Consider the following 23282-nt stretch of genomic DNA (forward strand, 5'->3'; position numbering starts at 1 on the left):
AAGCGGGAAGGCTCAAGCAGCCTGCTGGTAGTTGGTCATCAAGCGCAGCTTGAGAATCGCTTTCGATTCCAACTGACGCACCCGTTCGCGGGAGACATTGATCTGGCGTCCGATTTCCGCCAGGGTCAAGGGTTCTTGGCCGGCTAGGCCAAAGCGCAGTTCGATGATCCGACGCTCCCGCTCGTTGAGCTGCGAGAGCCAAGTGCCGAGGTGCTCTTTCTGCAGGTTGCGATCCATGGAATCCATGGATTGGTTGCTGTTGGGATCAGCGATCAATTCGCCGAGGGTGCTTCGATCGTCATCGCCCCGGGCATGGGCATCGAGGGACGCACAGGGGGCGCTCTGGGAGATCAGCTCTTCCAGTTCTTGCGGTTGCATGCCCATGGCATGGGCCAACTCCAGGCGGTTGGGCTGGCGGCCAAAGCGATGGGAGAGCTCTCGGGTGATGCGGCGCATCTTCGAGAGCTTTTCGCTCACATGGATTGGTAGACGGATCGTGCGGGCGCTGTTGTCAATGGCCCGGGTCATTCCCTGTCGAATCCACCAGTAGGCGTAGGTCGAAAATTTGTAGCCCATGGCGGGGTCGAACTTGTCGACAGCCCGCTCCAGCCCGATGGCGCCCTCCTGGACAAGGTCGAGTAATTCCAGGCCTTGGTTTTGGTATTTCTTGGCCACGCTCACCACCAGCCGCAGGTTGGCGGCCATCATTCGATCCCGAGCGCGGGTGCCCATCCGGATTTGATGCTTTTGCCGCGCGGTTAGGTCGTCAGCTGGAAGCTCCTGCAGACGCTTCATGGCCTGGACATGGTGAGCCAGTTCAATCTCTTCAGCGGGGGTCAGGAGCGGTACCCGACCGATATTGCTGAGGTACCAGCCGATCGAGTCAGCACTAAGGCGACCTCCTTGACGTGAAGCGGCGGATCGAGCTGCTGATTTGTTGCTCGAAGAGCCTGAAGCAGCGGGCTTGTTTGCAGGCATGGCAGCAGATGCGCGGGCTTCGAGGGTTGCTTTGGGCTGGCGGTTGTCTCTGCAAGGTTGCAGAGGTGAACTGAACGGCGCAAAACAAATTGATTTGGCCGGAATGTAGCACTTCTGGCCAATGCGAGTTGTAAGGAATTGGAAGACTTACTAAGGCCTTTTCGTCCGTTTTTCTTTCTGTTTGTAGCCCTCGCTACGCGCCTGCCTCAACAGGGATCAGGCCGTTTCTCCATCCATCGATCAGGTTCGCCTGAACCGCGATGTTCTCGTCCTCAGGAATGCGCCGGCTAAAGCTGCCATCGCTCTGCATGTCCCAGGCGGTGCAGTTGTCGTTGAGGTAGCTGTCGATCAGCCGTGTCATCCGTTCGTGTAGATCGGGATCTTCCACAGGAACCACCGCCTCGACCCGTCGGTCCAGATTGCGACCCATCCAATCGGCACTGCCGATATACGTCTCATGGTCGCCGCCATTCTCGAACCAGAACAGCCGGGAGTGCTCGAGGAAGCGTCCGATGACGCTGCTCACCCGGATGTTGTCGCTGACGCCGGCCAACCCAGGCCGCAGGCTGCACATGCCGCGGACCACGAGGTCGATCTGAACACCGGCTTGGGAGGCCTCGTAGAGCAGGGCAATGATCCGTGGATCCACCAGCGCATTCATCTTGGCTTTGATCGCGGCGGGCTTTCCGGCCTTGGCGTGATCGATCTCCCGCTGAATCAGCTCTTGCATCCGGCGCCGCAGGCTGACCGGTGCCACGAGCAATCGCCGGAAATCCTGCTGCTTGGAGAAGCCGGTCAGGTAGTTGAACAGTTCGGCCAGGTCCTGTCCCAGTTCTGGGCGTGCGGAGAGCAGGCCTAAGTCGGTATACAGCTGGGCCGTGCGGGAGTTGTAGTTGCCTGTGCCGATGTGGCAGTAGCTGCGCAGGAGGTCTTTTTCCTTGCGAACCACCAGGGTGATCTTTGTGTGGGTTTTCAGGCCGATCACGCCATAGACCACGTGGACGCCCGAGCGCTCGAGTTGGCGGGCCCACTGAATGTTGTTGTCCTCATCGAAGCGCGCCTTGAGTTCGACGAGCACCATCACCTGCTTGCCGTTCTCTGCGGCGCGAATCAGGGCGGCGATGATCGGGGAGTCTTTCGAGACCCGATAGAGGGTCATCTTGATGGCGAGCACCGAGGGGTCATCGGCGGCCTGGTTGATGAACTCCTCCACGGAGGTAGAGAAGAGGTCAAACGGGTGATGCAAAAGCACATCACCCCGTCGCAGCACCGAGAAGATGCTGGTGAATTCCTCGGCCTTGATGGAGCCATCCTCCAGCAGGCTTTTTTGTGCTCTGGCCAGGCTTGCAGGCGTGCGGCCCCTGTGCGGAGCATCCTTCAAGGCCGGCAGGGGAACGGCCAGCAGACTCATTAAGTCATCAAGGCCAAGCGGACCGCCGATTCGATAAAGGTCTTCCGGTTCCACACCGGTGCCGTCCAGCAGGAGTTCGACAACGGCATCGGGCATCTCGTCGGCGACTTCCAGGCGCACCACCTCTCCGCCCATCCGTCGTTTGCGTAGACCCTGCTGAAGGGCCTCCATTAGATCGTCCGCTTCCAGGTCCCGTAATTCCAGATCCGCATCCCTGGTGACGCGGAAGAAGTAATGCCCCTCCACCTCCATGCCCGGGAAGAGCAGTTGCAGGTTGAAGGCCACCACCTGCTCCAGGGGAACGGCGGTGAAGACGGGTTGGGGTTCGCTTGTGCTCAGGTCGGCCGGCAGTTTCACGAACCGCGGCAGGTTTTTTTGCGGGACCTTGACTCGGGCGAATTGTTGAACGCCGCTATCGGGATCACGGATCAAAGCCGCGATGTTCAAGCTCAGGTTGCTGATGAAGGGGAAGGGGTGCGCCGGATCCACTGCCAGCGGTGTGAGCACCGGGAAGATTGCTCGCTGGAAGTAGTCGTTGACCCAGGCCTGCTGCTTCTTGTTCAGTCGCCGGTAGTCGAGTAGGTGGACACCGGCTTCTGCTAGCTGGTGTTTGAGGTAGTGGCGGTAGTGGGCCTGTTGCTGGTCCAGCAGCGGTGCGAGTTCCTTGCGCACCAGGGCCAGCTGTTGGGTAGGGGTGAGACCGTCGTCGCTGAGGGTCTGAACGCCGGCTTCCACTTGTGACTTCAGGGAAGCCACACGGACCATGAAAAATTCGTCGAGGTTATTGCTGAAAATCGCGCTGAATTTTGCCTGCTCCAGCAGTGGCGTGTGCTCGCTCAGGGCCTGGGCCAGCACCCTCTGGTTGAAGGCGATCCAGCTCAGCTCCCGATTGATGTAGAGCTCCGGAGCCACCACTGGATCAGCCATTGATGACCCATCACCTTCTAGTGATCAACGTAGCAATCAGAAGGGATCTGAAGCGTGTTGCCCGCGACTCGGCAGGCCGCCGGCCACCAGGGCCGCGACCCCGGCGAGGAGCGTGATTCCGAGCCAGAAGGGACTGCGTTGACCGACAACGTCATACGCCAGGCCAGCCAGGGGTGGGCCGATGAAACTGCCCAGGCTCTGGAGACCCTGAAGACTGCCTAGGGCAGCCCCTTGCCCGGAGTCATCCAGCCGCCTGGAGACCAGGGCGCGCAGACAGGGGGTGACCAGGCCGGTGCCGAGCGCCAGGATCGCGACGGCGGGGAAGACGACGCGGGTGGCGTTCTCGGCTGTGGCCATCGGCACCAGCAGGCAGCCAGCGATCACAAACCCCAATCCAGCCAGGGTCAGGCGCCATTCGCCAAAGCGCTTCACCAGGGGGCCGATCAATCCCCCCTGGACGACGGTGGCGACGACGCCGACCACCAAGAAGGCATTGGCGGCCAGACCCGGACCCCAATCGAAGGCCTGTTTGAAATAGAGGACCAGAACGGCGGTGAAGCCGTTGAAGGCCAGAAAGAAGAGGAAGAAGGCCCCACACAACCGACGGACCTGCGGATTGGTGAACACCTTTTTCAGGGCGATCAAGGGATTGAGATCCCGTTTGCGGGGCATGGCCAGCCGTGCTTCCGGAGGATGGGTTTCCGGCAGCAGCAGCAGCACCAGCAGCAGGTTGATCAGGGCGAAGGCCGCGGCGGCCCAGACCGGCAAGGTGACGTTGGTCTGGGAGAGCAAGCCACCGAAAGCGGGGCCCAGGATGAAGCCCAGGCCGAAGGCCACCCCAATCAGTCCAAAGGCTTTGGCACGGTTTTCAGGCGTGGAAATATCGGCCAAGACAGCACCGGCCGTGGCTGCGGTTCCGCCGCTCACGCCATCAATCAGTCGGGCGGCGAATAGAAGGATCAGGGGAATGCTGGTTCCGGCCGCCCAGGGGATGGCCTGCCAATCAATGCTGACGGTGATGGCAAAGAGGCTCAGGCCGACCACCGAGCCCGCCACGCAAATCCCGATCACTGGCCTGCGGCCAAAGCGATCACTCAGGGAGCCGATCAGTGGAGTGACGGCAAATTGGGCGATTGCGTAACTACCAGCCAGCAGGCCCAGGGTTCGGCCGTTGTCCGTGAAGCTCGCCAGCAAGAACGGCAGTAAAGGAAAAACGATGCTTTCCCCCAGCCGATCGTTCAGCAGCGTGAGGAACGCGCAGAGGGAGGTGGAGGGGCGTTTCCAGCTCACAGGGAGGCACCCGGTGTTTGCCACACCATCCCACGGGAGGATGCTGCACCAGGCCGATGAGCGTTTCCCCGTGAGTGCCACTCCCCCTGAGCTGAGTCACCTCAATGCCAGCGGCGAGGCCCACATGGTGGATGTCGGTGGGCGGGCCGTCAGTGATCGCGTGGCCGTGGCCGAAGGGTTCATTCAGCTCTCGCCGGAGGCCTTGGCCCTGGTGGTGGAGGGCCGTGCCGCCAAGGGAGATGTGCTCGCCGTCGCTCGGGTCGCGGCGATTCAAGGGGCGAAGCGGACCTGGGAATTGATTCCCCTTTGCCATCCCCTTCCCCTCACCGGTGTTTCCGTGGTGATCGAGCCGGTGGCCGATGGTCTGCGCATCGAGGCTTCGGCTCGAACCACCGGGGTGACCGGCGTTGAGATGGAAGCCCTGACCGCTGTTCAGGTGGGCCTGCTCACCCTGTACGACATGGTCAAAGCAGTCGATCCGGCCATGACGATTGGACCCGTGCGGCTCTTGAGCAAGACCGGCGGGCGCCGCGGGGATTGGCAACGCGATGACTGATCCATACCCCAAAGAAGGTCTGCCCCTGGATCACGCCCGACAGCTGATCCTTCAATCCCTGCAGCCTCGATCCCTCTCGGAGTCATTGCCCCTGCCTGAGTGTTTGGGTCGCTCCTTGGCGGAAGCGATCCACGCTCCTGAGGCAGTGCCTGGATTCCGGGCGTCAATCATGGATGGCTACGCCATTGCCGGTTCGGAGCAGCCCGAGCTTGGTGAGGCCTGGCAGTTGGTCGGTCGCTCCGCAGCAGGGGCCCCGTTCCTTGGAACCCTGCAGCCTGGCCAGGCGGTGCGCGTGCTCACGGGTGCGCTGGTGCCCGAGGGCAGCGGCCGGGTCTTGCCCCAGGAATTGGTGGAGGCCAGCGATCAACAGCTGCGCTTGATCAAGGCCTGCGGGGCCAATCCCTGGATTCGCTCCGTGGATGAAGAGACCGCCGCTGGTGGCGTGCTCGCCGAGTCCGGCCTGCGGTTGGGCGTGGCGGAGGTGGCCCGCTTGGCCAGCTGCGGCATTCAGCATTGCCGGGTTTTCTCCAAACCCCGGGTTGGTCTTCTGATCAGTGGGGATGAATTGCTTCCCCCGGGGCAGCCCCGGCAGTTGGGGGAGATCTGGGAGAGCAACTCCACCTTGCTGCGCGGTCTGCTGGAGCGCCTGGGCTACGGGGTTGCCGTGCAACGGGTGGTTGGCGATCAGCCGGAGCCATTGCGTCAAGCCTTGCTCGCGTTGGCCGAGGGCTGCGACGTGGTGGTGAGTACCGGAGGGGTGTCCGCTGGAGATACCGACTGGATCCGTCCCTTGGTGGCGGAACTGGGGGAGGTGCGTTTTTGGAAGTTGTTCCTCAAACCCGGAAGACCCTTGGCCTGGGGGATGGTGGCCGGCACGCCCTTTTTTGGCTTGCCGGGCAACCCCGTCGCCGCCGCCGTGACGGCCCTGCAGCTGCTCTGGCCCGCCTTGCAACGGCTCGAGGGGGGGCAGGTTGAGCTTCTGCCGCGTCTGCGGGTGGCCTTGGAGCAGCCCCTGCGGCGGGGCGCCGGCCGCCCGGAGTTGGCCCGTGCCTCCTTGGTGGTGGCCGAGGACGGTCGTCTCTTGGCGCGGGTGGCGGGCTCCCAGGCGTCGTCCCGCATTGGCTCCCTGTCGGGGGCGGATCTGCTTTTGGAGATTCCCGCTGAGCTGGGCAGCCTGGAGGCGGGGACCGAGTTGTGGGCTCAGCTGCTGCGGCTGCCCATTTTTTGAGGGCCTAAAGGGGGGTGTTGCCCTCGATCCACTGGCTGGATCCATCGGCCTTCCATTCCCGCTTCCAAAAGGGAGCGTTGTGCTTGAGCTCCTCGAGCAGCTCCTGGCAGCAGCGTTGGGCAGGACCGCGGCGGTCGGCCCAGACCGCGACGCAAACGATCGCCTCGTCCACCGCGATGCGGCCGACCCGATGTTCGATTAGGCAGGCCAGAGCGCCATGGCGTGTGCTGACGGATGCGGCGATGCGCTGCAGTTCCGCTTCCGTCATCCCGGGGTAATGCTCGAGCTCGAGTGCCACCACGCCATTGCCTGCGCGCACGCGCCCGATGAAGGAGCTCGTGGCCGCCGCCCGCGGGAGGCCGGCCTCCAGTAGTCCTTCCTCCCAGTGCTGCAGCGCCTCCAGGGGATCGAACTGCTCGGGAAGCAAACGAATTGCAATCGGGATCGGCCTGTCCATCAGCCCCCACTGATCGGCGGCAGGAAGGCCAGCTCGTCTCCGCTCTCGAGCGGCGTGTCGGTGCTGGCAAAGCGTTGGTTGATGGCCACCCGCACCCCATCGAGGGATCGGTCGAGGCCCAGTTCACCCCAAAGCTGTTGAGCGGTCGTGGGCTGGGCGAGCGGCCAGTCCCGCTCCCCCCAGCCAGCCTGCTCCCGCAAGCTGGCGAAGAGGCGGATGCGGATTGACCCTGGTGCGCTGGAGCCCATGGTTCAAACGCTACCCAGCAGGACGGGGAGGTTTGGCAGCATCAAAGCTCCGCTGCATCCCGCGCTTGGGCCTTTCGATTGCGCTGTTGACCGTCTCTGACACGCGGACCCTCGCCGAGGATCGCTCTGGGGCTGCGCTGCAGCAGCGGCTCGAGGCGGCGGGCCATCAACTGCACGAGCGGTGTTTGGTGCCGGACAACCGCTACCAAATCCGCTCCGAACTCAGCCGTTGGATTGCTGATGAGGCGGTGCAGGTGGTGATCACCAGCGGCGGCACCGGTTTGACCGGACGGGATGGGACGCCGGAGGCCGTCGAGCCGCTCCTGGACAAAACCATCGAGGGCTTCGGCGAGCTGTTCCGGGTGCTCTCCTTCGAGAGCATTGGCACCAGCAGCCTCCAGAGCCGGTGCCTAGCCGGCGTGGCCAATGGGACGGTCGTCTTTGTGTTGCCGGGGTCGCTGGACGCGGTGGAAACCGCCTGGGATCGCCTGATTGCGGCCCAGCTCGACGCCACGACCCGCCCCTGCAACTTGGTGCAGCTGTTCCCCCGTTTGCGCGAAGCGCCGTGACCGGCCTGGAGCCCGGGCTGCTGTTCGCCCTGGGGCTCATTGCCTTCCTCTATGCCTGCGTCGGCCATGCCGGTGCCTCCGGCTACATCGCCAGCCTGGCCCTCTTTGCGGTGCCGCTGGAGTGGATCCGGCCCATGGCCCTGGTCATGAACCTGGTGGTGGCGAGCCTGGCCAGTTGGCGTTTTTACCGCGATGGCCACCTGCCGGTTGTCGTTCAGCGGCGCCTGCTGTTCCCGCTGCTCTCCTGCTCCATCCCTGCGGCCCTGCTTGGCGGCAGTTTGCGCTTGCCCAGTGACGGCTTGAGCCTCTTCTTGGCCGTTGTGTTGCTCTTTTCTGCGCTGCGGCTTTGGCGCTCTCCCCAAGAGCGCACGGGCGGGGCGGTGGCCTTGCCGTCATGGCCTGTGGTTGTCCTGACGGGCGCGGTGCTGGGCCTGCTGGCCGGGTTGAGCGGGACCGGTGGCGGCATCTTTTTGACGCCGCTGGCGCTGCTCGCGGGTTGGCTTCCGATCCGCCTGGCGGCCGGGGTGTCCTCGGCCTTTATTTGGTGCAATTCCTTGGCGGGGCTCAGTGGTTGGTTGCTGAGCTATGGCGCTTCAGTCCTGCCTCCCGCTCCGCTCTTGCTGGCCCCTTTGCCGCTCGTGGCCTTGGCGGGAGCCCTTGGGAGTTGGTGCGGCAGTCGCCGTTTTCAAGAGGTCTGGATTCGCCGTCTGTTGGCGCTGGTGCTGCTGCTGGCCAGCCTGAAGTTGTCCGGCCTCTTGCCCTTGCCCTAGCCCCCCAGGTAGGCCATCTCCGCTTTGGGCTGTCCCGCGCGGGACGAGCGCTCTTCGCTGTAGCGGTCCTGGCGCTGACGCCAGAGCTGGCCCATCGCGAGCCGTAGCTCGCTTGGGCTTTGCAGCCAAGGCTTGAGGTCTTGGCCTTCGGAGGCAAACAGGCAGGTGTAGGCCATGCCATTGGCGGTGACCCGCAGCCGGTTGCAATCGCCGCAGAAGGGTTGGCTGATCGAGGCCACGACGGCGACCGAGCCGTTGCCATCGCGGTAACGCCAGCGGCTGGCGGTGCCATGGGCGGCCCGCCCGAGGGGCTCCAGGGGCCAGTGGCGGCTGAGGCGTTGGAGCATGTCCGCGGCGGGGACGACGTCCTCGGGGGACCAGCCATTGCGGTTGCCCACATCCATGGTTTCGATCAGCCGCAACTCCAGGCCGTGCTCTCGGGCGAGGGCGGCGAGGGGGAGCAGTTGATCGTCGTTGCGCCCGCGTTGGATCACGCTGTTGAGCTTCAGCGCCCCTGCGGCTGGATCAAATCCAGCGGCCTTGGCCGCGGCGATGGCCGCCAGGACCTGCTCCAAAAGCTGCTCCCCCTGCTGCGGCCGGCCACTCATCTCCCCCACCCGCTCAGGGTCGACGGCATCGAGGCTGATGGTCAGGCGTTGCAGCCCGGCTTGCCGCAGCCGCAGGGCGCGGGCTGGGCTGAGCAGGACGCCATTGGTCGTCAGCGCGATGTCCTTCAGGGCGCTGAGGGGGCTGCCTGTTTCCCGGCGGCCCTGGTCGATCGCCTCGAGCAGGTCGTCGAGATCGGGTGCCAACAGAGGTTCTCCGCCGGTGAGGCGCAGGCTGCTGACCCCCAGGCTGCAGGCCGCTTCGATCACCCGCAGCCGCTGCTCGGTGCTCAGCCTGTCGGCGGGTTCTTGGCCGTCGGGCTGGCAGTAGGGGCACGCCAGGTTGCAGCGCGCCGTCAGGGAGAGCCGCAGGACTCCGAGGGGACGCTGGAGTTGATCGGTGGCGGTGCCTGCGCTCATGCCATCAGCCTGGCGCGCTCGGCCGGGGTGTTCGCATTGATCAGCGGCTGGGCTGGGAGCACTACAGCTTGATGGGGGATGGTGGCGAGCCAGGCCTGCCAGCGCCGCTCTCCGCTGGCCAGGACCTCGGCCAGGCCGTTGCGTTGCTCGGGTCCACCGGGATAGATCCCCAGCAGGGGCTGCAGCCGCTCGCCGTCATGGGCAACGGCGGCCTGGCTGGGGGAGCGCCTCCAGTGCTCGATCAATGAGTCCAGTGTTCTTCGGTTGAGCTGGGGCATATCCACCGGCACCACTAGCAGGGCGCTGTCGCTGCCCCTGGGAAGGACCAGCTGCAGGGCGTGGAGGGGGCCTTGGGCGGGTGCGGGCTCCAGGGCCAGTGCAACACGCTCGAGCCCGGCGATCAGGTCGGCATGGCTGCTGTCTTGGCTGCAGACCGCCACGGAGGGGCAGACCTGGCTTAGGAGTTCAGCGGCACGCGACAGCCAGCTCCCGCCGTTGGGGTGGGGGAGGGCTGCTTTGTCCTGGCCCATCCGCCGGCTGGCGCCGCCGCAGAGCACTGCTCCCTGGAGCCGCATCGGAGTCATCGCTGCACGATGTAACCCCAGGAACCCCTGGAAGCGTCGCTGTTGCTACAAAACAGGCCTTGAACTACTACCTGCGGGATAAGTGATAAGTGCCATTAATTCCTCTCATTAGGCCGCGCCCTGCTTTGCGGTCGAGTTGCTCTTTGGTAACTGTCGTTACCCGAGTCAGTAGGTGGCGAGTGGTCCAATCTCTTCAGCGCTTGATGCGCTGTCCCCCTGGTCGCTGCTTTTTTGAAGGCCTGGGCTCATCCCACTGTCCCTGTCCTCCATGCTTAGCGATCTTTGGTCGCTCCAGGGGAGATATCGCACTCTTCATCTCACCTGGTTCGCCTTCTTCCTGACGTTTGTCGTCTGGTTCAACCTTGCTCCTCTAGCGACAACCGTTAAGGCCGACCTTGGCCTTGACCTAGGTCAAATTCGTACCGTTGCGATCTGCAACGTTGCACTCACGATTCCCGCTCGCGTGCTGATTGGCATGCTGCTGGACAAGTTCGGTCCCCGTAAGACCTATTCGGGCATTCTTGTCTTCTCGGTGATTCCCTGTCTGCTGTTTGCATCAGCGCAGGACTTCAATCAGCTGGTGGTTGCTCGCCTGCTGCTCTCCATTGTTGGTGCCGGCTTTGTGATCGGTATCCGCATGGTGGCTGAATGGTTTCCGCCCAAAGAGATCGGTCTGGCGGAAGGGATCTACGGCGGTTGGGGCAACTTTGGTTCGGCCTTCTCCGCACTGACTCTCGTCGCCCTGGCTGGCTTCCTCTCCTTCTCAGGTGGCTTCGAGCTCCCCACCGGCGCCATCTTGAATTGGCGTGGAGCAATTGCTCTGACCGGCATTATTTCGGCCGTCTACGGGGTGATCTACTTCTTTAACGTCACCGATACTCCCCCGGGAAAGACCTACCAAAAGCCCGCTAAGTCCGCTGGTCTTGAAGTGACCTCCATGCGGGACTTCTGGGGCCTGCTGGGCATGAATGTTCCCTTCGCGGCCATTCTCTGCGTGCTCTGCTGGCGCCTGCAAAAGGTTGGCTTCCTGAACGCCGGCACCTATCCCCTGGCGCTCCTCGCAGTTCTCGTTTGGTTTGGCTTCCAGACCTGGGGCATTATTCGCACCAACCGCGACCTGATCAACGGCGTTAAGCAATACCCCAAGGACGACCGCTACGAGTTCAAGCAGGTCGCCATTCTGGAGCTCACCTACATCGTGAACTTCGGATCTGAGTTGGCGGTTGTCTCCATGCTGCCGACATTCTTTGAGACCACGTTTGATCTTCCGAAGGCAACTGCCGGCATCCTGGCGTCCTGTTTTGCCTTTGTGAACTTGGTGGCTCGCCCCGGTGGCGGCCTGATTTCCGACAAGCTCGGTAGCCGCAAAAACACCATGGCCTTCCTCACCGGTGGCCTGGGCATTGGTTACTTGATCATGAGCATGATCAAGCCGGGCACCTTCTCCGGTTCCCTGGGCATCACCGTCGCGGTGTTGATCACGATGCTCGCCTCGTTCTTCGTCCAGGCCGGTGAAGGCGCCACCTTCGCGATGGTGCCCCTGGTCAAGAAGCGCGTCACGGGTCAGATCGCAGGTCTGGTGGGCGCCTACGGCAACGTTGGTGCGGTTGCTTACCTGACGATCTTCAGCCTGCTGCCGATGTGGATGGGTGGCGGCAAGGATCCCTCTGCAGAGATCGTCGCTTCCTCCAACAGCGCCTTCTTCCAGATCCTCGGGATTGCCGGATTGATCGTTGCTTTCCTCTGCTTCTTCTTCCTCAAGGAGCCCAAGGGTTCCTTCTCTGCAGAGCACGCTGACGAGAAGGTGCTCGTCAACGCTTGATTCACCCCCAACACAGGGGTCTGTTCGGGGCGGCCCCGTTGAGCTGCCCCTTTTTCATTTGACGCTGTTTTGGGTGTGGTGATGGCCTCCGGCAACGTGCGCAGCCAATGTCCCTACTGCGGGGTGGGCTGTGGTCTTGAACTGATTCCACCGGCCTTGCCGGGCCAGGCGGTCAAGCGTGATGCCGAGGGCAATCCCATGTGGACGGCTCGCGGTGACCGCCAGCATCCCTCGAGCCTGGGCCAGGTCTGCATCAAGGGGGCGACCGTTGGCGAGACCTTGGCCCGGGGGCGCCTTCGCGAGCCCCTCTATCGCGCCAGCCTGGACGAACCGTTCCAACCCATCACTTGGGAGCAGGCGATGGACCTGCTGGTGGGCCGCATCCGCAGCACCTTGGCCACCAAGGGCCCCGATGCGATTGCGATGTATGGATCGGGCCAGTTCCACACCGAGGACTACTACCTGGCTCAGAAGCTGTTGAAAGGTGCGTTGGGCACGAACAACTTCGATGCCAACTCCCGCCTGTGCATGAGCTCCGCGGTGGCGGGCTACACCCGCAGCCTGGGCTCCGACGGCCCCCCGGCCTGTTACGAGGATTTGGACCACTGCACAGTGGCCTTCCTGATCGGGACCAACACCGCGGAATGCCACCCGGTGCTGTTTCAGCGCCTCTTGAAACGCAAAAAGCGCAATCCCGGCAGCGTGAAGATCGTCGTCGTCGATCCCCGCTTAACGGAGACCGCGAAGGCTGCGGATGTGCATCTGCCCATCGCTCCTGGCACGGACCTGGCGTTGCTCCACGGCCTGGCCCATCTGGTCCTCCGTGAGAACGGTCAGGACCCGGCGTTCATTGACGATCACACCGAGAACTACAAGGCCTTCTTTGATCTCGCGGCTCGCTGGACGCCGCGCAAGGTTGCTCGGTTCTGCAACATTCCAGAAAAGCGGCTGCGGGAGGTGGCGGAGCTCTTCCACCGCCGTGAGCGGGTGCTCAGCCTGTGGTCGATGGGGGTCAACCAGCGGCGCGAAGGCACCGCGGTGGTGGGTGGTCTGATCAACCTGCATCTGTTGACCGCTCAGATCGGCAAGGAGGGTGCGGGTCCCTTCTCCCTGACGGGCCAGCCCAATGCCATGGGTGGACGCGAGGCCGGGGGCCTGGCCCATCTGTTGCCGGGCTACCGCGTTGTGACCAATTCCGAGCACCGCCAGGAGGTTGAACAGGCCTGGCAGTTCCCCGCCGGACGCATTGCGGCGGCCCCCGGCTTGGCGGCCTGGCAACAGGTGGAGGCGATGGAGCGGGGTGAGCTGGATTTGTGGTGGGTGGCCGCCACCAATCCTTTGGTGAGCATGCCGGACCTCGATCGGGTCAAGGCCGCGATGCGGCGCTGCCCGTTGGTGGTGGTCAGTGACGCCTACGCGGATACCGAAACCTCCCACTACGCGCACCTGTTGTTGCCCGCGGCCCAATGGAGTGAAAAGGCTGGGGCGATGACCAATTCGGAGCGTCGGGTGACCTATTGCCCGGCCTACCGGCCCCGCCATGGCGAGAGCCGCCCGGATTGGGAGGTGTTTGCCGAGGTGGGCCGGCGTCTGGGTTTTGAGGAGCAATTCAGCTACGCCTCTGCCGCGGAGGTGTACGCGGAATTCAGCCAGCTCACGGCGGGGCGTCTCTGTGATGTCTCCGGCCTCAGTCACGCTTTGTTGGAGGAGGCGGGCCCGCAGCAGTGGCCCTTCCCCGCGGGGGCATCAGCCAGCGGTGAGGCCAAGCGGCTCTACAGCGACCATCAATTCGCAACGCCTTCGGGTCGTGCCCGCTTCTGCACGGATCAACCCATGGGTCTGGCGGAGCCCCCCTGCGAGACCTACCCGTTGGTGCTCACCGTGGGCCGGTATCTCGGTCAGTGGCACACGATGACCCGCACGGGGAAGGTCGAGCGGTTGCAGACCATGCACCCGAAGCCCCTGTTGGAGGTGCATCCGCAAGATGCCCTGGAGCTGCACTTAAGGGATGGGGAGCTTGCCGCCGTGAGCTCCCGCCGCGGACACATCACGGCGACTGTGAAGGTCACCGATCGCATCCGACGGGGCTCCGTGTTTCTCCCGATGCATTGGGGGTTCACCCAGGAGAACGCCTGTGAGGCCAACACCTTGATGCACGATCAGGCCTGCCCGGTTTCCAAGCAGCCGGAACTCAAGGCCTGCGCCGTGATCGTTGCTCCAGCGGTGTCGGTGGTCAAGCCGCTCGAGCAGGAGGCCGGACGGCTCGAGGCACTCCGCCGCTGGTTTACGCCAGCACTTCACTGAAGGCCGCCTCCAGGTTGTGGTGGTCATGCCCCGGCCGCGCCAGCTTGCAGAGGGCAAAGCGCTCGAGCTCGCTGAGGGCGGACCACTGCTCAGGCCGGAGGGTGATGCCGCGGTTCTGGGCGGCGGCGGTGAGGAGCTCGGGGATCTCGAGGGGGTTCTGCCAGGTCTCCCCGGTTGAGATCGGCAGCGTTTTGGCCTGACCGTCGGCCATGGACTCGGTGCACGCCAGCAGGTGTTGGCGCAGTTGAGCGAGGCCCTCCGGCGTGTCCTCCCAGTCGACGATGCTCTGCCGTTGCGTTTGGTTCAGGGCCAGCCAGTGGTTGAGCTTGAGCTTGACGCCACAGAGATCCAGCTTGCGGCGCACGCAGAGGGGAATGCAGCGCCAGTTGCCGATGAAATCGCTCTCGAAGTCGAAGCAATGGCTTGCCGAGGGGGCCTCAGAGGTCACGGCCAGACGGGGTTCTGGTAGTGATTTTGACGCTTCTGGGGATTGCTGGCAGTGGGGTGAACGGTTTGGTGTCAACGGCACCCAAATGCGTCCGTTGATCTCTTCAAACTCACCTCAATCAACCGCTCTGCCATGCGTCTCGCCGTTGCTCTTGGGGTGTTGCTGGGCGGTTCCCATGGCTGGCTGAGCAGCGATCGTCTGTTGGCCGGCGCAGCCGCTTGGTCCATCGCACCGGCGGCTTCCACAACGTTTTGGACCGGTTCAGCTGGCGATGGCTGGCTGGCGTCTCCATAGTGGTTGGGTCGAATCCCTTCTGCCGTCATGGCAACCAAAACTGGAGTCGCGGCTCAGGGCCGCCATCCCCTGACCATTGCTACGGGTTTCCTCGGAGCCTTTGTTGTGGCGTCCTTGGGCGTTCAGCTCATCCGTAGCGCTTCCGTCGCGACCTCTGCACCCGCTCCGGTGCAGCCCGTGATCGCTGGTCAAGCCGCGATGTGGCAAGTCCTGGGCGAGCGCTGAGTTCGCTTGTCAACCCATCTCCTGGCGGAGCCGTTGGAGATGGGTCATGACGGCCCCTGAGCTGAGCAGTTCCCGGCAACGCTCCAGTCCGTTGGCATGGGTGCTCTCAAGACCCGCCTGCCATACATAGGTGCCGGCATTCCAGATCAGAGCAGTCGCGAGTTCCCCTTGCCCGCCGAGGGCGGCTGCGGCTTGGCTGCTCCAGGTCTCCAGTCCTTCCCAAAGGGGGTCGGCCCCGTAGCAACCGTTGTCCCTGGGGTGAAGGATCTGGCGTCCCTCGGCCTCGGGGCCTGGTCGGCCGGTGACGCAAGCCCGGCTGATGGGCAGATCGGTGCTTCCTTCGAGACCTTTCACGGTGAGCACGTTGGTTTCTCCGGCGAGTTCGAGTGCTTTCCAGGCCCGCGCTTCGGTGGGTGGGTGCACAAAGCCACTGACCAGGAGATGCTCGCCTTGGTGCGCAGTCCAGAGCAGTTCCAGGCTCGCGAGGGGTGGCCTCTTGCCAAGGTCCTCTCGATAGGGAATCAGGGATTCGGCATCGGGTAGGTGATCGGGTTGATGCACCAGGGCCAGATCGCAGCACTGGAGCTTCTCTTGCACCCACGCAACACTGCGGCCGGCCAGTTGGAGCCCCAGGGCGGCGAAGAGCTCCATGGCCGTGATTCCGTACTTCACCGGGATCCGGCCCGCCCCTTGCAGGACTACGGGCAGTCCGGCGCTGGAGAGCACTAGAGCGGTGAGCGGATAAATCGGGGCCGTTCGGGTCCGCCCGTCGAAGGGCATGCCGAAGCTGATGGCCGGCTTCTCGGTCCTGAGTTGAGGGCCCCGCTGGCGGTAAACATCGAGCATCCCGGTGAGTTCCTGGGGCTCGGGCCGGCGGATGCGGTGTGCGATCAGGAAGGCACCGATTTGGGCCGGACTGGCCGCTCCGTCGAGCATGAGCTCAAGGGCATGGGCGGCCTCTTCTCGGCTGAGACCACGGCTGGTGTGCTCACCACTGCCCACCTTTTGCAGGTACGCCTTGAATGTTGCTCGGCCTTGGGGCGTGCTGTCGGTGACGGGTGCGGCGACGGTCATGCCGACAGAGGGACAATGAATTGATTTTCTGTGGCCACAGGACCGGTTCTGGTAGCAGCGGCTACTAATCGGTTGCCGGCTCCGTAGCAACGGCTGCGCAGCGCGTGCGCAACTGCGGCGATTCTTGTTGCTGAACGGATGGCAGATAGCGCTCCATTCTGTTCGCTCCTCTCATCGCTATTGGCCTGTCTCCATGACGGTTACTCCCGCTTCCATGCCCTCGCTGGCTGCTCCTTCGCCAGCCACAATCACCGCCACCTTGATGGCAGCAAAGAAGGCCAAGGGCCTCAGCTTTGCCGACCTGGAATCCGCGCTGGGTCGTGACGAGGTTTGGATTGCTTCGTTGTTCTACGGCCAGTCCACCGCCTCGCCCGAAGAGGCTCAAAAGCTCGCTGAACTGTTGAGCCTCGATCACGCCATCACCGAGGCCCTGCAAGCCTTCCCGACCAAGGGTGGCCTGGATCCCGTGATCCCTACCGACCCACTGATCTATCGCTTCTACGAGATCATGCAGGTCTATGGAATGCCCCTGAAGGACGTCATTCAAGAGAAGTTTGGCGACGGCATCATGAGTGCCATCGACTTCACTCTGGATGTCGACAAAGTTGAAGATCCCGCTGGTGATCGCGTCAAGGTCACCATGTGCGGCAAATTCCTTCCCTATAAAAAGTGGTGAGTTGATCTCCCCATGCAAAAGCCCCCGAAAGGGGGCTTTTTTTATGGTCACAAACCTCAGAGTGAAAACCTAGGCATTGATGGCTTGTTCAATCCAGGCGCGATGTCGGATCTGGGCCTTGAGCTGACGCTCCAGCGGCTCTTCGAGCACTGTGCCGGCTAGCTGGCTGCGTAGGGCGAGCAAGTGTTGGCAGCTCTCGAGGCTGCCGATGCAACCGAGGGCTTGAAGAGCTGTCTCAGCCACACCTGGCAGTGCATCCAGGCTGATGCGGCTGCTGATCGCCTCTAAGACGACGGGTTCGTTGCGCCTTTGCAAAAGCTTGATTGTGGCGATGACAACCTCGGACCGGAAATCCTCCAGGAGAGGGGTCGTCAGCCGCAGAACTTCGCTGGCTTCGAGGCTGCGGTTGCGGAAGGTCAGCAGCGTCAGTCCTGCCAGGCGATGGCTTTGGCCAGGGGCCCTCAGTGCGTCTTCGATGATCGTGATGTCGATCAGGTTTCCCCAGCAACCCAGCGCTTCAAGCACCTCAGGCTCAAGCACGCCGGCATTGGGGAGCCAGGCCAAGAGTTGCTCGCAGGCTTGGGGGTGGTGACAGATGCCCAGTGCGCGGATCAGCGGTCTCGTGATGCCCTGCGATTGGCAGAGGGGAAGGATCCAATCGATAGCCTCGGGTCCAGCCATCCCCAAGCGCTCAGCCAGGCTGAGGGCCAGGGATGGATCACAGACCCGAGGCAGAAGGTTGCTCAGTTCCTCAAGGGAGAGGGGCTGCCGCCGCCAGCGTCCCAGCCGCTCGCTTAAAGCAGCTTCCTCCAAGGGTGAGAGGAGCCCGGAAACGGAGGCGACAGCGGTTCCCATGGATCAGCGAGCCCCCAGCTCAGCGGCCAGCTCGCGCTCGAGCTTGTCGTCGTGCTCGTTAGGCAGAACGTTGGCCATCTTGGTGCGATGGGTGCTGTAGAAGAGCATCCCGATGAACACCATCCCGCCGACGATGTTGCCAAGGGTGACGGGGATGAAGTTCCAGACGATCACCTTGCCGAAGGGGACGCCAGAGCCCAGCAGGGGACCGGCGGTGTGAAGGAACTGGTTCACCACGATGTGCTCCATGCCCATCGTTTGGAAGGCCGTGATCGGCAGCCAGCAGGCGAGCAGTTTGCCGGGGACGCTCTTGCTCACCAAGGCCATGGTCACGCCCAGGCAGACGAGCCAGTTAGCGACCAATCCGCGTAGGAAAGCCAGGAAGAAGCCAGTGCTGCCGAGGGCTTCGTACTTGGTGATGACGTTGAGCTTGTTCAGTTTGATGATCGTGGCGGCCACGACCTGCCAGCCCTTGCCTCCATCGGCAGCGGCCAGGGGTTCAACGGTGCCAGCGCTGGTGAGGCTGACCCACATGATCAGCGCCACCACCAAGGTGCCGATGAAGTTGCCGATCCAGACCCAGGTCCAGTTGCGGAAGGTGGAGCCCCAGCTCGCCTTGCCCGCCCAAACGCTCATGGGCAGCAGGGCGAAGTTGCCAGTGACGAGCTCCATGCCGAAGAGCACGATGCTGGCGAAACCGAAGGGGAAGAGCAGTGAGCCCAGGAACGGCATCTTGCTCTGGGCGGCCACAGTCAGAGCAAGAATGACGGCGAGGCCAAGGATGGCGCCGGAATAGAAACCGCGGATCAGCAGGTTCTTGACGCTGACCGTGGCCTTTTTGCCGCCGGCGGCAATCATGCCGTCGACGAGCTCGTTGGGTAAGACGTAGTCCATTTGTGAGGCTGTAGCGCTCATGTGCCGCTATAGAGAAGGTGGATGGGTGGTGGACTTAACCGCTGATGCGGTTCATCAAGCGAGAAACGATGTCTTGACTGCCGTTGGGCCGATTGACCGGAGCTTTGTCGTTGCCACTACTGCTGATCCAATTGACAAAGCGAGAAAAAAGATCGCGTTTGTTTGGGGTTGTTGTTGAAGTCATGTTGAGGATCAAGATGTCATCCAATTGAGGACAGGCTTCAGAAGAAAGGAGCACCTGATCTCAAAAACTGCGACTAATTTGTATTGACGACTGCGGTGTTCTAAGTCCGAGGCTTGGCGCCAAACTGTTCAATTAGAACTTCTTTAAGGACCGCTTGGATTTGACTTGCCGGTATTCCTTTGCGGTGCATTTCACCGACCTGTGGATTGGCACCTTGTGAACCGCCAATGGTGAGGTTGTAGCCCTCGCCCATGCCGCCGTCGGGTTGTTTGGTTTTGGTCCCGGTGAGGCCGATGGCTCCCATGTAGGCCTGGCCGCAGGTGTTCGGGCAGCCTGTCCAGTGGATCTTCAGCTCCTCCGGCAGAACCAATTCGCGATCGAGGGCCTCAGCGGCTGCGAGGGCCTGATCTTTGGTGTTGGTGAGGGCAAAGCTGCAGTAGGTGTTGCCTGTGCAGCTCACGGTTCCAGCGGCGATGTGGCTGGGGTGGAGGCTGAAGCGCTGCAGCAGCGGCTCGGCCTCAAAGGCCTGGATCTGGGTGCTGGCGATTCCAGTGAAGATGACGTTCTGATCTTCCGTGAGCCGGACTGAACCATCGCCATGGCGCTCGGCAAGTGCGGCGATGTCCTGGAAGTCTTCGGCGCGCAGGCGGCCGACGGGGATATGGACGCCGGCGTAGTGCAGGTCCTCTTGTTTCTGAGGGTGGATGCCGTAGTGGGAGCGGGGTTCGGCATCAAAGACTGAGCCCGGATCGGGGGTGAGGGGTCCGAAGCGCTCTTCAACCATGGCCCGGAATGTCTCCAGCCCCACCTCGTCGAGGTACAGCCGGAAGCGGCCCTTGGGGCGCTTGTCCCGTTCACCGTTGTCGCGCCAGATCTTGATGACGGCCTCGGTGATCGCGCAGATCTGATCCGGCTTGACCCAGGCATTCAAGGGGATGGCATAGGCATTCATCTGGGAGGAGAGGATGCCGCCAATCCAGACGCCGAAGCCCATCTCACCGTTGTTCTCAACGGGGTGGAAGGCGATGTCGTTGTGGAGCAGGAAGTTGTCGCGGGCGCCGGCGACAGCCGTGTTCCACTTCCGCGGCAGGTTGGAGAACTCGGGGTTGCCCTGGTGGTTGCTGGTGAGGAAGTTCTCAAGCTCCTGGGTGTAAGGCCGGGTGTCGAGAATTTCCAGGGGGTCGATGCCGGCAATCGGATTTCCGGTGACGTTCCGAGGGTTGTCGAAGGCCGACTGAATCGTGGTCAGGCCGACCGCTTTGAGTTGGTCCAGGATCTCGGGCAGGTCCTCCAGGAGGATGCCGCGCATCTGAATGTTCTGGCGCGTCGTGATGTCGGCGCTTCCGTTGCTGCCGTAGCGGGCAACGACATTGCCCACGACCCGCAGCTGCTCTGCGGAGATCACCCCATTGGGGACCCGCAGTCGCATCATGAAGAGCCCCGGTGTCTTGGGCCTCCAGAACATGCCGTACCACTTCAGGCGCAACTGAAGGTCGGTCTCGTCAACGTTTTCCCAACCCAGTTGGGCGAATTTTTCAATCTCACTACCAACAAGCAGGCCATCTTTGGCTGCCTTGTTCTGCTCAATCTTGTTGAGCTTTTTGCCTTCGAGCCAGCTGGGCAGTGTGTTGGACAGTGTTGGCGTTGCCACCATGGGAAAAAGGTTCAGATGAAGTCAGCAACTGAGCCGTTTCCAAAGAAATGAACGACTAGTGAGCTGAATAAAATCACTCTCCCTGTGCCCTGCTGTGTCGCCGTTGCTACGGATCGACGTTGTTCCTGGCCAGTGAGAAAAAGGGTGTCAACGGCTACCTAATGGGGCCCCGTCTTCCGGGTTGATGGTGTCGCTTTTTCGCCCCTGGCTGCTCAGTATTGGCGTCCGATTTCGCCCAGCATTCGCGTCGCACCCGTGCGAATCATTTGCCAGACCTTGCCCATGGCAGCGAGGTCAGCGTCCAGCTCACGCCTCCAGTGCGGGACGGGCTGCATCTGCCGGTAGCGGGGACGTTCGTAGGCAGGCCGTCGGCGGGAGCTGGGCAGGGGGCGAGTGGATGGCATCGTGAACCTATGGATCCGGTGGCAGCGACTCCATCAGCAGGGCCGGGGTGCTGGCGGTGGCCGTTGCTACCGAAGCCCCCTGGTGTAGAGCGCGCCCCCCTGCTCTTGGTGGTTCATGGCCACGCTGGTGGTCAGATCCCTCAGGTTCTGCTGGATCTCGTCGGAGATTTGGCCCGGGGTCGCCAAGCTCCCGTTTGGATGCAGGCCCTGACCGCGGAGCCCCTGGAGCTGCCCCCAGGTCTGCCGCTGGTCTTGGTTCCTCTTCTGCTGACTCCGGGCAGTCACGTACGCTCGGACGTCCCGGCCATTCGTCAGCGCTTGCGGGACCAAGGGCATCGTGTCCAAGCACTCCCTTTCCTGGGTGCGTGGGGGCCCTGGTTGGAGCACCTGCGCAGCTTGGCGGCACCCGCGGTCCTGCATCATCCGCTGCGGCAAGGGGTGGCGGACCGTTATCTCTTGGCCTTGAGCCAGTACCTGGGGGTGCCCTGCTTAAGTGCAGATCGCAGTGGTGAAGGCGATGCGGCGGCATTGCCCCTGGCCCTCGCTCCCAATCGGATGACGGCCCATCTGCGCACCGAAGACTCCGCCTGTCTGGCGTTGCTGGAGCGCTCCGCCACCCGTCAGTTTTTGCTCAACCTCCTCCTTGACCTGCCATGACCGCTGACATTGCCGGCAAGGTGTATTTGGTGGGCGCGGGTCCTGGTGATCCCGACCTATTGACGGTCAAGGCCCATCGCTTGCTGAGCCAGTGCGATGCGCTCGTCTACGACTCCTTGGTGCCTCGCGAGGTGCTGGCCTTGGTGCCGGAGGGCGCTGAGCAGCACTTTGTGGGTAAGCGCCGGGGGCATCACTCCGTGCCCCAGCCCAGCACCAACGCGGTGCTCGTTGAGATGGCCAAGCGCCATCGCTGTGTCGTGCGCTTAAAGGGTGGCGATCCCTTTCTGTTTGGTCGCGGTGGTGAGGAAGCGGCCCATCTGGAGCGCCATGGTGTGGCGGTGGAGGTCGTGCCCGGAGTGACCGCTGGCATTGCCGCACCGGCCTACGTGGGGATTCCCGTGACCCATCGCCGGGCGGGTAGTTCCGTCACCTTCGTGACGGGGCATGAGGAAATCGACAAGCGACGACCCGGTGTCGATTGGCGCGGTTTGGCCCGCAGCAGTGACGGTCTGGTGATCTACATGGGACTGCACAACCTGCCCCATATCTGTGAAGAGTTGATCGCTGGTGGCTTGGAGGCGTCCACCCCTGCGGCGGCGGTGCAGCAAGGCACGGTTCGCGGTCAGAAGGCGGTGGTTTCCACCTTGGGCGGTCTAGCCGCAGCCGTTCAGGAGGCTGAGTTGGCCTCACCTTCGATCGTCGTGATTGGCGATGTAGTGAATCAACGGGTCGAGAGCTGTGCCCCCGAGCCGGCGATGGTGGAGATGCCGATTCCCCTCAAACAGGGTTGAGTGCGATCTGCGGGCGCCGGGGTCGTCTCAGGTGCAGCCGCTGCAGGGACCAGCCCCGCTCAGGACTCATTTGCTGGGCGCTCAGCCAGCTGTCGTCGCGATCTTTAAGCGCTGCTCGATCGCTGACCTCTTCTCCGCCATAGAGCAGATGGATGATCCGATCGGGATCAATGTCCAGTTCAGCCACCTCATCCCAGAGGGATTGGCTGGCGTGGGCATCCGCCCGTCCGATTTGTGCATCCGCCAACTGCTGGGACAGAAGGATCACCAGGGCTTGTTCTTTGCGAGCGGTAAAGCTGTCACTGCTCACCATGGCCCGGCCCGGGCGGTTGGTGCAGCTGCTGGAGGGGGCTGTCATTGCAACCTTCCAATGATGGGACTAACGCTACTCAGATCCGCGCGAATTGGCTTAAGCCTCAGCGCGCCAATTCGGTAGTCCGAGCGCATCCCGCTGGCTGAAGCGTTCGCAGACGGCATAGGCCGCGGGCAGGTTGGCCACGCGCTCCCAGCTTCCGTCGCTGTCGTTGTGGTTCACGACGTAGCCACCGCCCCCATCACGGGCGATGCGGCAGCCGTCACCGGTGAGTCCGACGAGATGCAGATGGTTGCCCATGAATCCGACTGCTGATTGATTGATTTCTAAGGCCTGCGAATGGGCTCGGACTCTGTGTTCGTTTCCCCACGCAATCAAACTTGAGCCTTCAGAACACAATTGGAAGGGCCCTTCATTTTTTCTTCGGGATCGACCCTGATTGTGGCTGAATTCTTGGTTTTTGTAGGTCCATATGCTTAGGGCGGAGCACGCTGCGATGGATCGCCACTGATCCCCGATTGCGTTAAGTGTCAGGAACTCGTCATCCCTCGGGTTGTTTCTGGCTGAGGTATTGCCTCTCGCGCTGAATAGCTTGCGTTTGAAGAATCAGGCAGAGGGCTGGG

At 62.8% G+C, this 23282-nt stretch carries 26 protein-coding genes; 11 read left to right on the forward strand and 15 right to left on the reverse strand.

Going from position 1 to position 23282, the window contains the following annotated elements; all coding sequences use genetic code 11:
• Positions 1-12 precede the first annotated feature (12 nt).
• The 3 genes from ACLM42_RS12270 to ACLM42_RS12280 all read right to left on the reverse strand — a co-directional run bounded on the left by ACLM42_RS12270 (position 13) and on the right by ACLM42_RS12280 (position 4606).
• On the reverse strand, positions 13-978 hold the full coding sequence (locus ACLM42_RS12270) for an RpoD/SigA family RNA polymerase sigma factor (protein WP_247909879.1): 966 nt from the start codon (positions 976-978) through the stop codon (positions 13-15).
• 193 nt (positions 979-1171) lie between these two features.
• Complete coding sequence (gene ppk1, locus ACLM42_RS12275) at positions 1172-3316, reverse strand: polyphosphate kinase 1 (RefSeq protein ID WP_247909880.1); 2145 nt, start codon at positions 3314-3316, stop codon at positions 1172-1174.
• A 36-nt stretch (positions 3317-3352) separates the two neighbouring features.
• A complete protein-coding gene (locus ACLM42_RS12280; protein WP_415399273.1) occupies positions 3353-4606 on the reverse strand; it encodes an MFS transporter in 1254 nt (417 codons plus the stop codon).
• 40 nt (positions 4607-4646) lie between these two features.
• Here ACLM42_RS12280 and moaC point away from each other — a divergent pair, with 40 nt between their 5' ends.
• The gene (gene moaC / locus ACLM42_RS12285) at positions 4647-5162 is read left to right on the forward strand and encodes a cyclic pyranopterin monophosphate synthase MoaC (protein ID WP_247909882.1); all 516 of its coding nucleotides are present in this window, start codon (positions 4647-4649) and stop codon (positions 5160-5162) included.
• The gene (locus tag ACLM42_RS12290; RefSeq protein WP_415399274.1) at positions 5155-6390 is read left to right on the forward strand and encodes a molybdopterin molybdotransferase MoeA; all 1236 of its coding nucleotides are present in this window, start codon (positions 5155-5157) and stop codon (positions 6388-6390) included. The genes moaC and ACLM42_RS12290 overlap by 8 nt, the downstream gene beginning before the upstream one ends.
• Before the next feature lie 4 nt (positions 6391-6394).
• Here ACLM42_RS12290 and ACLM42_RS12295 read toward each other — a convergent pair whose 3' ends face one another.
• Both ACLM42_RS12295 and ACLM42_RS12300 read right to left on the reverse strand, forming a co-directional pair.
• Positions 6395-6847, reverse strand: a complete 453-nt coding sequence (locus ACLM42_RS12295; protein WP_247909884.1) for a molybdenum cofactor biosynthesis protein MoaE — start codon at positions 6845-6847, stop codon at positions 6395-6397.
• Positions 6847-7095: a MoaD/ThiS family protein gene (locus ACLM42_RS12300; RefSeq protein WP_247909885.1), complete on the reverse strand. Its 249-nt coding sequence runs from the start codon at positions 7093-7095 to the stop codon at positions 6847-6849. The genes ACLM42_RS12295 and ACLM42_RS12300 overlap by 1 nt, the downstream gene beginning before the upstream one ends.
• A gap of 65 nt (positions 7096-7160) precedes the next feature.
• Between ACLM42_RS12300 and moaB the strand changes: the two genes are divergently transcribed.
• Positions 7161-7664 carry a molybdenum cofactor biosynthesis protein B gene (gene moaB, locus ACLM42_RS12305; protein ID WP_247909886.1) on the forward strand — a complete coding sequence of 168 codons (504 nt, stop codon included), beginning with the start codon at positions 7161-7163 and terminating at the stop codon, positions 7662-7664.
• Positions 7661-8434, forward strand: a complete 774-nt coding sequence (locus ACLM42_RS12310) for a sulfite exporter TauE/SafE family protein (RefSeq protein ID WP_415399275.1) — start codon at positions 7661-7663, stop codon at positions 8432-8434. Before moaB ends, ACLM42_RS12310 begins: the two co-directional genes overlap by 4 nt.
• On the opposite strand, the gene moaA is transcribed toward ACLM42_RS12310, so the two are convergent.
• Together moaA and ACLM42_RS12320 are read right to left on the reverse strand one after the other, a co-directional pair.
• A complete protein-coding gene (moaA, locus tag ACLM42_RS12315) occupies positions 8431-9459 on the reverse strand; it encodes a GTP 3',8-cyclase MoaA (protein ID WP_415399276.1) in 1029 nt (342 codons plus the stop codon). The two genes, ACLM42_RS12310 and moaA, sit on opposite strands and share 4 nt — an antisense overlap.
• Positions 9456-10043 (reverse strand): molybdenum cofactor guanylyltransferase, encoded by a 588-nt coding sequence (locus ACLM42_RS12320; RefSeq protein WP_247909889.1) that lies wholly within the window; start codon positions 10041-10043, stop codon positions 9456-9458. The genes moaA and ACLM42_RS12320 overlap by 4 nt, the downstream gene beginning before the upstream one ends.
• A 268-nt stretch (positions 10044-10311) precedes the next feature.
• Between ACLM42_RS12320 and ACLM42_RS12325 the strand changes: the two genes are divergently transcribed.
• Both ACLM42_RS12325 and ACLM42_RS12330 read left to right on the forward strand, forming a co-directional pair.
• Complete coding sequence (locus tag ACLM42_RS12325) at positions 10312-11865, forward strand: NarK family nitrate/nitrite MFS transporter (protein WP_247909890.1); 1554 nt, start codon at positions 10312-10314, stop codon at positions 11863-11865.
• An 81-nt stretch (positions 11866-11946) separates the two neighbouring features.
• Positions 11947-14169 carry a molybdopterin oxidoreductase family protein gene (locus ACLM42_RS12330; RefSeq protein WP_415399277.1) on the forward strand — a complete coding sequence of 741 codons (2223 nt, stop codon included), beginning with the start codon at positions 11947-11949 and terminating at the stop codon, positions 14167-14169.
• Here ACLM42_RS12330 and ACLM42_RS12335 read toward each other — a convergent pair.
• Positions 14150-14617, reverse strand: a complete 468-nt coding sequence (locus tag ACLM42_RS12335) for a nitrate reductase associated protein (RefSeq protein WP_415399278.1) — start codon at positions 14615-14617, stop codon at positions 14150-14152. The two genes, ACLM42_RS12330 and ACLM42_RS12335, sit on opposite strands and share 20 nt — an antisense overlap.
• Before the next feature lie 132 nt (positions 14618-14749).
• Between ACLM42_RS12335 and ACLM42_RS12340 the strand changes: the two genes are divergently transcribed.
• Together ACLM42_RS12340 and ACLM42_RS12345 are read left to right on the forward strand one after the other, a co-directional pair.
• Complete coding sequence (locus ACLM42_RS12340) at positions 14750-14911, forward strand: hypothetical protein (RefSeq protein ID WP_247909893.1); 162 nt, start codon at positions 14750-14752, stop codon at positions 14909-14911.
• 27 nt (positions 14912-14938) lie between these two features.
• Positions 14939-15136 (forward strand): hypothetical protein, encoded by a 198-nt coding sequence (locus ACLM42_RS12345; protein WP_415399279.1) that lies wholly within the window; start codon positions 14939-14941, stop codon positions 15134-15136.
• A gap of 9 nt (positions 15137-15145) precedes the next feature.
• Here ACLM42_RS12345 and ACLM42_RS12350 read toward each other — a convergent pair whose 3' ends face one another.
• The gene (locus tag ACLM42_RS12350; RefSeq protein WP_415399280.1) at positions 15146-16210 is read right to left on the reverse strand and encodes an anthranilate phosphoribosyltransferase family protein; all 1065 of its coding nucleotides are present in this window, start codon (positions 16208-16210) and stop codon (positions 15146-15148) included.
• A 223-nt stretch (positions 16211-16433) separates the two neighbouring features.
• On the opposite strand from ACLM42_RS12350, the gene cynS reads away from it, so the two are divergent.
• Positions 16434-16886 carry a cyanase gene (gene cynS / locus ACLM42_RS12355; protein WP_415400185.1) on the forward strand — a complete coding sequence of 151 codons (453 nt, stop codon included), beginning with the start codon at positions 16434-16436 and terminating at the stop codon, positions 16884-16886.
• A 69-nt stretch (positions 16887-16955) separates the two neighbouring features.
• Here cynS and ACLM42_RS12360 read toward each other — a convergent pair whose 3' ends face one another.
• The 4 genes from ACLM42_RS12360 to ACLM42_RS12375 form a co-directional block, all read right to left on the reverse strand.
• Entirely contained in the window at positions 16956-17741 is a 786-nt protein-coding gene (locus tag ACLM42_RS12360) for a hypothetical protein (protein WP_415399281.1), read from the reverse strand.
• Positions 17742-17744: 3 nt separating this feature from the next.
• Positions 17745-18635: a formate/nitrite transporter family protein gene (locus ACLM42_RS12365; RefSeq protein ID WP_247912008.1), complete on the reverse strand. Its 891-nt coding sequence runs from the start codon at positions 18633-18635 to the stop codon at positions 17745-17747.
• A gap of 305 nt (positions 18636-18940) precedes the next feature.
• On the reverse strand, positions 18941-20494 hold the full coding sequence (locus tag ACLM42_RS12370) for a ferredoxin--nitrite reductase (protein WP_415399282.1): 1554 nt from the start codon (positions 20492-20494) through the stop codon (positions 18941-18943).
• 212 nt (positions 20495-20706) lie between these two features.
• Positions 20707-20898 carry a hypothetical protein gene (locus tag ACLM42_RS12375; protein ID WP_415399283.1) on the reverse strand — a complete coding sequence of 64 codons (192 nt, stop codon included), beginning with the start codon at positions 20896-20898 and terminating at the stop codon, positions 20707-20709.
• Between the two features lie 63 nt (positions 20899-20961).
• On the opposite strand from ACLM42_RS12375, the gene ACLM42_RS12380 reads away from it, so the two are divergent.
• The gene (locus ACLM42_RS12380; RefSeq protein WP_415399284.1) at positions 20962-21555 is read left to right on the forward strand and encodes a hypothetical protein; all 594 of its coding nucleotides are present in this window, start codon (positions 20962-20964) and stop codon (positions 21553-21555) included.
• Positions 21552-22346, forward strand: coding sequence for a uroporphyrinogen-III C-methyltransferase (gene cobA, locus ACLM42_RS12385; RefSeq protein WP_247909901.1), 795 nt, complete (start codon positions 21552-21554; stop codon positions 22344-22346). Before ACLM42_RS12380 ends, cobA begins: the two co-directional genes overlap by 4 nt.
• Here cobA and ACLM42_RS12390 read toward each other — a convergent pair.
• Together ACLM42_RS12390 and ACLM42_RS12395 are read right to left on the reverse strand one after the other, a co-directional pair.
• A complete protein-coding gene (locus tag ACLM42_RS12390; protein WP_247909902.1) occupies positions 22333-22704 on the reverse strand; it encodes a hypothetical protein in 372 nt (123 codons plus the stop codon). The genes cobA and ACLM42_RS12390 overlap by 14 nt on opposite strands.
• 51 nt (positions 22705-22755) lie before the next feature.
• The gene (locus ACLM42_RS12395; RefSeq protein WP_247909903.1) at positions 22756-22959 is read right to left on the reverse strand and encodes a hypothetical protein; all 204 of its coding nucleotides are present in this window, start codon (positions 22957-22959) and stop codon (positions 22756-22758) included.
• Between the last annotated feature and the right edge of the window lie 323 nt (positions 22960-23282).

The organism is Synechococcus sp. W4D4 (assembly GCF_047716805.1).
Taxonomy (GTDB): domain Bacteria; phylum Cyanobacteriota; class Cyanobacteriia; order PCC-6307; family Cyanobiaceae; genus Vulcanococcus.

Bases quoted from the DNA above. Each gene is read 5' to 3' on its own strand.
- ACLM42_RS12395 (WP_247909903.1), bottom strand. From the start codon at position 22,959: ATGGGCAACCATCTGCATCTCGTCGGACTCACCGGTGACGGCTGCCGC.
- ACLM42_RS12300 (WP_247909885.1), bottom strand. From the start codon at position 7,095: ATGGGCTCCAGCGCACCAGGGTCAATCCGCATCCGCCTCTTCGCCAGC.
- ACLM42_RS12390 (WP_247909902.1), bottom strand. From the start codon at position 22,704: ATGACAGCCCCCTCCAGCAGCTGCACCAACCGCCCGGGCCGGGCCATG.
- ACLM42_RS12370 (WP_415399282.1), bottom strand. From the start codon at position 20,494: ATGGTGGCAACGCCAACACTGTCCAACACACTGCCCAGCTGGCTCGAA.
- ppk1 (WP_247909880.1), bottom strand. From the start codon at position 3,316: ATGGCTGATCCAGTGGTGGCTCCGGAGCTCTACATCAATCGGGAGCTG.
- ACLM42_RS12325 (WP_247909890.1), top strand. From the start codon at position 10,312: ATGCTTAGCGATCTTTGGTCGCTCCAGGGGAGATATCGCACTCTTCAT.
- ACLM42_RS12290 (WP_415399274.1), top strand. From the start codon at position 5,155: ATGACTGATCCATACCCCAAAGAAGGTCTGCCCCTGGATCACGCCCGA.
- ACLM42_RS12365 (WP_247912008.1), bottom strand. From the start codon at position 18,635: ATGGACTACGTCTTACCCAACGAGCTCGTCGACGGCATGATTGCCGCC.
- ACLM42_RS12360 (WP_415399281.1), bottom strand. From the start codon at position 17,741: ATGGGAACCGCTGTCGCCTCCGTTTCCGGGCTCCTCTCACCCTTGGAG.
- ACLM42_RS12340 (WP_247909893.1), top strand. From the start codon at position 14,750: ATGCGTCTCGCCGTTGCTCTTGGGGTGTTGCTGGGCGGTTCCCATGGC.
- ACLM42_RS12295 (WP_247909884.1), bottom strand. From the start codon at position 6,847: ATGGACAGGCCGATCCCGATTGCAATTCGTTTGCTTCCCGAGCAGTTC.
- ACLM42_RS12350 (WP_415399280.1), bottom strand. From the start codon at position 16,210: ATGACCGTCGCCGCACCCGTCACCGACAGCACGCCCCAAGGCCGAGCA.
- ACLM42_RS12320 (WP_247909889.1), bottom strand. From the start codon at position 10,043: ATGACTCCGATGCGGCTCCAGGGAGCAGTGCTCTGCGGCGGCGCCAGC.
- moaC (WP_247909882.1), top strand. From the start codon at position 4,647: ATGCTGCACCAGGCCGATGAGCGTTTCCCCGTGAGTGCCACTCCCCCT.
- ACLM42_RS12330 (WP_415399277.1), top strand. From the start codon at position 11,947: ATGGCCTCCGGCAACGTGCGCAGCCAATGTCCCTACTGCGGGGTGGGC.
- ACLM42_RS12345 (WP_415399279.1), top strand. From the start codon at position 14,939: ATGGCAACCAAAACTGGAGTCGCGGCTCAGGGCCGCCATCCCCTGACC.
- ACLM42_RS12375 (WP_415399283.1), bottom strand. From the start codon at position 20,898: ATGCCATCCACTCGCCCCCTGCCCAGCTCCCGCCGACGGCCTGCCTAC.
- moaA (WP_415399276.1), bottom strand. From the start codon at position 9,459: ATGAGCGCAGGCACCGCCACCGATCAACTCCAGCGTCCCCTCGGAGTC.
- cobA (WP_247909901.1), top strand. From the start codon at position 21,552: ATGACCGCTGACATTGCCGGCAAGGTGTATTTGGTGGGCGCGGGTCCT.
- ACLM42_RS12270 (WP_247909879.1), bottom strand. From the start codon at position 978: ATGCCTGCAAACAAGCCCGCTGCTTCAGGCTCTTCGAGCAACAAATCA.